Genomic DNA, 7,053 nt, shown 5'->3' with positions numbered 1-7,053 from the left:
TTGAAAGAGACCATTCCGAACCTCGAAGTGTACAAAAGACTTTTTACGCCCAAAAAATTTATTAGAAACCTACCCTATTCATAATTCTGAAACTTATTTTTAAAAAGGAGAGAGAACGGAGGTATTGGATATTAGAATTTTTAATCCTTTAATTGAAACCATGCCGAGAAGTGACCTTGAGAAAATACAAGAAAGGCGTCTGAAGAGCCAATTATTACACGTTTACTATAATTCGGAATTCCACCACAAAAAGTTCGATATGGCGGGAGTTAAGCTCGATGACATAAAAAAGCTCGGTGATCTAAAGAAGCTTCCCCTAGTTACAAGGCATGAATTGCAGGAAGCCACAAGTAACAATAACCCCTTTGGAGGCAGGCTTTGTGTTCCCGAAGAGTTCGGCGTTTTCTACGCAGACGAATTCCCGTGTGAAGGAGAAATGATATACATTGGGGTAACCACCCGCGACTCGGAAATGCTTGTAGAAGCCATCACAAGGCAGTGGGCGATGGCCGGGGTGGAGGAGGGAGACACTGTGGGACTGAACTTTTGGAGCTGGCATCCCATTTACTCCATGGGCTGTCTGGGAGATGTAAGCGCAACTATGAGGCTTGAGTGCAGATGGGTTGGTAACGAGGGCCTCTTTCTACTGAGCGGCAGAATGCTCCACATATTAAATTTCATGAAACCCGCAATATACGTAACCACACTTGAACTGCTGCAATATCTGGAGATGTCCTCCAACCAGTTAGGAATCCCCCTAAAGGGACTGGCTCAGAAAAGTGTAATAGCCATGGATCCCCTGAAAGCACCAAGCTCCGAAGAGAGACAAAAATGGGAAACTGCATTCGGCTGCCCGCTACTTGCCTGTTATAATATAAGAGATAACTTCTTTTTCCCGCAGGAGTGCTCGGAGAAAAAGGGTCTCCACGCTTGGGAAGACCTTTACATCGTTGAAGCCGTCGATCCTCAAAACGGTGCACCGGTAGCCGACGGTGAAAAAGGGAAACTAACAGTTACCAACCTCTGGAATGAAACAACACCCGTCATAAGATACACCACAAACATAGACGTCAAACTAAACAAGGACAAGTGCAAGTGTGGAAGAACCCACATCAGAATAATGCCTGCATAGGAGGAGGAAAAAATGGAGTTTGAAATGGGAAGAGAGTATTGGAATCCAAAAGTTGAAACCATGAAAAAAGGGGAAATTAAGGAGCTGCAAACCAAAAAGATGAGGTCGATTATTGCTCACGCCTACACGAACTCAGAGTTCTATAGGGATCTCTGGAAAGAGGCAGGTGTAACGCCTGAAGACATAAAAACCTTGGACGACCTAATGAAAAAAGCCCCTCTATTCAGAAAGGACGACGTAAGGGATCGCATGGAAAAGGGAGACCCCTTTGGAGGGCTTCTAAGTGTGCCCATGAGCCACTTGGTAGCCTGCTTCGCCTCTACCGGTACCACCGGAACCCCCACATTTTACGCTTATACTAGAGACCAAGCAGAAAACCTTTCTATTGCGGAAACCAGAATCGCTTGGATGGTTAAACTCCGCCCTGGAATGAGGTATGTAATACCGGGGGGACCCTGGCACTGGCATAGTGTTGCCCTTTATGGTGCTTGGAGAAGGATTAGTCCTCGCTTCTACACTGCGGGGATGGTTGCTCCAATCACTATTGGGCACATGTTTGATGCGGTAATGAAGTTTAAGCCTCACCACATTTTTGCAGCTCTTGACGTTGCATTTGGGTTAAACGAGGAGGCCCGCAAAAGAGGTATTGAGACCACTGATCTTTTCTCCGACCTGCTCTTTGCGAGAACTGGTCACGGTGAGCCTATGACCAAGGTGCTATTCGAATTCTTTAAGAAAAAATGGGGAATCATGGAGGCTTTCGATGGTGGAGGAATTGGCGAAGGAATGATGGTGTGCTGTGACTGCTACGCACACGCCGGTCAGCATATGTGGGAGGACTTCTGGCACATAGACCTTGTGGATCCGGATACTGATGAGAACGTTTCTATGGAAACTGGTGAAAGAGGCGAGTATGTAATAACGAACCTTCATGCAACTGGGATACCCTATGTTAGGTGTGCCTCAGATGATTACTGTGAGGTTTATCCTGAGCCCTGTGAGTGTGGAAGAACCCACCTCAGAATGAGGATAACAAGCAGGACAGGCTGGATACTAGATATTCAGGGTAAGAGAGTCACCCCCTACGATGTTCGGTTAGCAATGGAACAGCACCCCGAAACCCGGGAAGCGGCTTTCACAATAGATAAATATGCCAAGAAAATGGACAAGGTAAAAATCAGAGCATCCTACGATAAAAAAATTACCAAGGACCCTGAAGAATTAAAGGACAGGGTGCAGAAAACCATCAAAGAGCAACTGGGCATCGACTCTGAAATAACTTGGGTGGACTACTCACAGCTCCCAGTAATGATGCACAAAATTATGAGAATAACTGACCTAACCAAAGCTTAAATCCTAATACTCCCTTACCCTTTTTTATACTTGTTTACTGCGAATGACTTTTATAACAAATGAGAGGATTTATATTCCATACATATTCTCGAAATGATTCTTGGGAATATTGTTGGAGGAATTTTTTTGTCCAAAGTTAGGGTTGGAGACATTAACATGTATTATGAGATTCATGGTGAAGGATTTCCCCTTGTAATGATTATGGGTTTGGGAGGTCCTTCAACCGCTTGGGAGAAATACATTATTGACAAGTTTTCTGAGAAGTTTAAGGTCATAATTTTTGATAACCGGGGCACCGGTCACAGCGATGTTCCTGAGGAGTATTATACTATTGAGATGCTGGCAGACGATACAGCTGGTTTAATGACTGCTTTAAACGTGCCTTGGGCACATGTTTTAGGCTTATCTATGGGAGGAATGATTGCCATCGAATTTGCTTTAAAATATCCTGAGCGGTTGGGAAAGCTTATTCTATGCTGCACCTCGGGTGGAGTCTCAAGGTTTGTTCCCCCGAAATCAGACATTATGCAGGACCTGACGGGTTTAATGAGCGGGAAGCCAGAGGAGGTTATGAAGACCGCTTTACGTATCCTGTATACTGAGGAATTTATTGCCCAGAATCCTGATAGGATAGAAGAATTCTTCCAAGAAATGAGAAAATCCAATGTATCTTACTCCCCAGAGGGAACCAAGAGGCAACTGGGGGGAATAATGGGCTTTGACGCTCACGACCGACTATACACCATCAAGAAGCCCACGCTCATCATAGCCGGCAAAAAGGATGTACTGGTTCCCTATGAAAATTCCCAAATCTTAGCCGAAGAGATACCCGGATCTAAACTCGTCCTATTTGACGACGCTGGTCACGGTCTCTACTCACAGAAAAGAGAAGAATTCTGTCAAATCATTATAGATTTCCTAGAAGAGCCATGAAACAAATCCAGCAGAAAAACAGTTTTTATTTCAATTTTTCTTCAAACCAGCGGAATCTAACATTTTCTGCAATTAATTGATTAGTCTTTAATATTTAAAACTCACGTATTAAACCCTTTTTCTAGGCATCCTTGGTTTTCGGATTATTCGATTGGTGTTAATATTGTTGGTGTCTTTTTAGAGTAGTCTAGGGTTACTGCGTAATATTGTGTTTTCGGTATTATGCCGTAGAGCATAAGGATTCCATTTATTTTTTCAAATTTAAGATAGACATCTGTAAACTGTGAGAGTATTTGTTGGTTTTTCTGCGGGTAGTAGAAAACTCCTATTGTGGCTCCTAAGAGTTTGAGCTGGTTGACCCAGAGGCTAAGGACTTTAGAGAAGTTCTGTATTCCGTAGCTGTAGCTCACCACATCGCTGCTTATCCCCACGAAGAAAAGTTTCTTTTCGCTGTTTTTCAGTATTTCTTGGGTTACTCCTTTTATTTGGTGTATGTCCTCCCGGTAATCTCTGCTTTCCAAGTAGTGGACGTTTTCAGGTTTATCTAATACGCTAACATCTACGCTTAGTTTTGTGGGTAGAAAGACGTGGACTAATTTTTTAAAATTGTGTAGAAGGGCGGGGTTTTCCATTAGGGCTTTTTTTAAGGGGCTTATGTCAAGGAAGGAGATGCTTCTTGAGGGAATTAGTATCGCGGGATAGTTTTGGCTTATGACGCTGACGTAGAATGGGGAGAGCATGTCTATGTGCTCCAGCCCGATTCCTTGGCCTAGCTCCATCACGTTGAGGCTGCTCTTTTTTAGACCGCCTTCTAGGATTTTGTCCAGTTCCCGTATTGTTGTGGGAATCTTGTCTGGCTCAGCTTCCTCTGCTTTTTGTTCTTCTATTTTTTCTCTGGTGGGTATGCTGTGGAAGGAGTTTTTGAAGTGTGTGAATCTTCCTTTGGTGAGTGTGAAGAGGCATACTGGGTATTTGATTTCTGTTCCCCTCATCTTTTCTATGATGATTTCTCTTAGGACTCTGCCATCGTTTAATTGTTTTCTAAGCGTTACTATTCCGTCAACTAGAAAATCTAATGCGGACTCAGAATCAGTTTCAGAAACGAAAACAATGTTTGCACCCTTTTTCCCACCTATGTCGAGTAGAGTGCTTTCTAGACTCAGGTCATTTGTGGGTAAGCCTAGGCTGTTTTTCAAAGCATCCAAATTGTCAATAATAACAATACTTTTTCTATTTTCTCGAATTTTAGAATATATGGCTTTCAAATAGTCAGATTTATCAATATACTCTAAAAATTTCGTGTCTAAGTCGGATGAGTCTCTGGCTATAGGTTTTTTAGCATCAATAATATTTCCTAGTGGAATATCTTTCTCTATCCAAGGGTAAAGATAATACAGTTTTTCTGAAGTGAGGCGTGTTGAAAGATAGGAACTCTTACGATCGGAGAAAGCTTTAACGAGTTCCAATGCTAAGGTGGTCTTACCAGTACCGGCGGCCCCTTTTATGTGAAGAGAGTAGCCGTCTACACTAAGGGCCCAAATTAACTCCTCAGGAAGATAAGAATAATCGCTCATTTCCCTATTACCTTCTATTTTCCTAATTAATCCTTACAGAAATTAAGAAAAAACTGGTATATATTTTCACCGATTAACGTTAAATGACAAAACAAAAAGATGATAGGTAGCGATAGAACATTATAAAAGAAAAAATATGTGAAGGGTATGCTTAGCTTTTTTCTTTAATATTTTTAAAAGCCTAGTATTCTTGCCGCGTTTTCTCCGAGTATTAATTTTTTCTCTTCTTCGCTGAAGTCGGGGAGTCCTAGTATTTCCATTGGTGGGGGGCGTGTCAATTTTTTGATGTTCTCAACCCACTCTTTGAGTGATATTAGGGAGGCAAACAAGGGCCAGTCGCTTCCAAAAAGGATTTTTCCCGCACCGCAGGTCATCTTTGCTTGTGCCAGTGTTTGAAACAGGTATACGGGTGCAAATTTGGATATCACTGCCCAATTTCCACAGATGTCAAAACAGACATTGGGGTTCTTCATTGCCACCGTGAGGGCTTCATTCACCCAGGGGTCTCCGATGTGTGCCATTTGGATTTTTATTTTGGGGAAATCTACGGCAACTGTGTCTACATGCATTGGGTGATTGTATTTTAGGTAGGTTCTTGGGGGGCCGGCACCGGTGTGGCAAAGAATGGGAACACCTAATTCCTCCACCTTTTCATAGAAGGGGTAATACTCTTTATTGTCGGGGTAGAAGCCGGTCAGTGGCCATAGTTTAACTCCTGAGAGTTCCAGGTCTTGTATGCACCTTTCAAGCTCTCTAATAGCTCCCTTCCCTCTTCGGGGATCGATTCCACAGTAGCCGACCAGTCTGTCGGGATACTTCTTGACAATATTGGCAACGTAATCATTGTAATCCTTGAAGGTAACATCTCCCTTAAAAGCAAATTCGTAATCCAGAGCAAGTATCACCGTTCTATCTATTCCTGCCTCATCCATTTCTCTAATTAATCGATCAGATGTTCCATCCATCGTGAGATTCGGATCAAGGCCAAGATTCTTCGATATTTCGTAAATAATTTCTTTTAACTCCACAGACATCATTTTTTCTTCCCAAATATGACAGTGCGCATCAATAATCAAATCTAACAACCTCTTTAAATGAATTAACTTTTTATATTATTTCTCTCGTATTTAAATCAATAAGGTAAAGCAACAAGAAATGCAAGAGGGTCAACAATGCCCGAGAACTTAGAACTCATTGACAGAGTGAAAAAGGACTTAGACAACATCATTGATCCTAGAAATGGTGGACTGGCCTTTTTAGCAAATAATGGTAAAACACTGTACTCAGAGTTGCCACAAGACGTGGAACAGAAACTCCTACTTTTTAAACCAAGTTATCCCAGCTTAAATATTGGATCAAACATTACAATCGCAATCCAAAACGGTTCTCTAATAGTAATGCGTGCGTCACAAACCATGCTTATTGCGGTACAGAACCAACAAAACGTAGGCTCATCCTTAGGCAAGATTTCCACCGTTGTCAAGAAGTACTCGCAAGAATTTAACAATCTTCAAAACATTATCAAGCCATCGGAATTAAGGGTAGAAGTGGTGAAAAAGGAAGCCTTAGTGGTTGAGGGGGAAGAAACGGAACTCACAGAACCGGAACTTGAAAAATATCAAAAATCTCTAGTATACGAGCTTATACCACCATTAACTCCAGAAAATGTAATATCCGAGTGCTCTATTGTATGGAGCAAAGCTACTCGACTCATGCTCCGAAACCTAGACCAAGACCTAACCGTGGATGAAATATGGGAAGGACTAAACAACGCAGGCCTCGATGTGTCCCTGGAATGGGTGCTTGAAGCTTTACAATCATTGGCAGCCCGGGGAATTGTACGAATTAAAGAAAAAAATAAGGTGTAAAAAAGTTTCTGGGGCGCCTTGTTTGGTGGTGGCGTTTTCTAGCTGGCGGGTGGTGGGTTTTAGCCGTTTTCTAAAATTCGTTATCCTTCCTCCTTTTGCTTAAAGGAGCCCCTTTAAAGCTTCTTTTAGCGGAAACCTTGAACCGTTGTCCGAAACTTACCCATCTAGGACACTTCCAGATGGTGTTCGGTTC

General features: G+C 42.4%; 6 protein-coding genes. 4 read left to right on the top strand and 2 right to left on the bottom strand.

What is annotated here, in order from left to right:
- Window positions 1–124: 124 nt before the first annotated feature.
- From ACUVXA_RS13690 to ACUVXA_RS13680, 3 genes are all read left to right on the top strand, one after another.
- The gene (locus ACUVXA_RS13690; protein ID WP_445871837.1) at window positions 125–1,132 is read left to right on the top strand and encodes a phenylacetate--CoA ligase family protein; all 1,008 of its coding nucleotides are present in this window, start codon (window positions 125–127) and stop codon (window positions 1,130–1,132) included.
- Window positions 1,133–1,144: 12 nt separating this feature from the next.
- A complete protein-coding gene (locus ACUVXA_RS13685) occupies window positions 1,145–2,485 on the top strand; it encodes a phenylacetate--CoA ligase family protein (protein WP_445871836.1) in 1,341 nt (446 codons plus the stop codon).
- A gap of 126 nt (window positions 2,486–2,611) precedes the next feature.
- Window positions 2,612–3,418 (top strand): alpha/beta fold hydrolase, encoded by an 807-nt coding sequence (locus ACUVXA_RS13680; RefSeq protein WP_445871835.1) that lies wholly within the window; start codon window positions 2,612–2,614, stop codon window positions 3,416–3,418.
- Between the two features lie 143 nt (window positions 3,419–3,561).
- Here ACUVXA_RS13680 and ACUVXA_RS13675 read toward each other — a convergent pair whose 3' ends face one another.
- Both ACUVXA_RS13675 and ACUVXA_RS13670 read right to left on the bottom strand, forming a co-directional pair.
- Window positions 3,562–4,992, bottom strand: coding sequence for an RAD55 family ATPase (locus ACUVXA_RS13675; protein WP_445871834.1), 1,431 nt, complete (start codon window positions 4,990–4,992; stop codon window positions 3,562–3,564).
- Window positions 4,993–5,165: 173 nt separating this feature from the next.
- A complete protein-coding gene (locus ACUVXA_RS13670; RefSeq protein ID WP_445871833.1) occupies window positions 5,166–6,068 on the bottom strand; it encodes an amidohydrolase family protein in 903 nt (300 codons plus the stop codon).
- A gap of 96 nt (window positions 6,069–6,164) precedes the next feature.
- Here ACUVXA_RS13670 and ACUVXA_RS13665 point away from each other — a divergent pair, with 96 nt between their 5' ends.
- Complete coding sequence (locus ACUVXA_RS13665) at window positions 6,165–6,860, top strand: hypothetical protein (protein ID WP_445871832.1); 696 nt, start codon at window positions 6,165–6,167, stop codon at window positions 6,858–6,860.
- The last annotated feature ends 193 nt before the right edge of the window (window positions 6,861–7,053 follow it).

Source organism: Candidatus Jordarchaeum sp., assembly GCF_052745115.1.
The sequence above is the reverse complement of the archived record's forward strand: the minus strand, read 5'-3'. Positions and strand labels throughout refer to the sequence as shown.